Origin of the sequence: Flectobacillus rivi (assembly GCF_030056655.1) — a bacterium.
Classification (GTDB): Bacteria; Bacteroidota; Bacteroidia; order Cytophagales; family Spirosomataceae; genus Flectobacillus; species Flectobacillus rivi.
Window position 1 is genome coordinate 1 of sequence record NZ_JASHIE010000041.1, and the last position, 591, is coordinate 591.

At 43.0% G+C, this 591-nt stretch carries 1 rRNA gene; it reads left to right on the forward strand.

Going from position 1 to position 591, the window contains the following annotated elements:
- Positions 1-223: 223 nt before the first annotated feature.
- Positions 224-591 (forward strand): 16S ribosomal RNA (locus QM481_RS24830); the annotation flags it as partial.

Below are 591 nucleotides of genomic sequence, written 5' to 3' on the forward strand. Positions count from 1 at the left end.
TACTAATTTTGCACTCCCAAACAACGGGAAGCGGTTAAATCGAAAGAGATTTGACGACAAATTTTGAGATAATGGACTGACGATAAGTTGGTTAATTGTTTTGAGATAAAGAGTTCTTTGAAAAGCTGGTAAGAAAAGATAAAAGAAAATGCGACATTCTAAGATAGGTTGTGATGTTATAATTCTTTAGAATAAGGCAGAACAACATTTCATTAAAATATTTACAATGGAGAGTTTGATCCTGGCTCAGGATGAACGCTAGCGGCAGGCCTAATACATGCAAGTCGAACGGTGTAGCAATACACAGTGGCGCACGGGTGCGTAACACGTATGCAACCTACCTATCATTGGGGGATAGCCTTTGGAAACGGAGATTAATACCGCATAAGACAGTAACATGGCATCATGTAGCTGTTAAAGCTTTGGCGATGATAGATGGGCATGCGTCCAATTAGTTAGTTGGTGAGGTAACGGCTCACCAAGACGATGATTGGTAGGGGATCTGAGAGGATAATCCCCCACACTGGCACTGAGATACGGGCCAGACTCCTACGGGAGGCAGCAGTAGGGAATATTGGGCAATGGACGGAA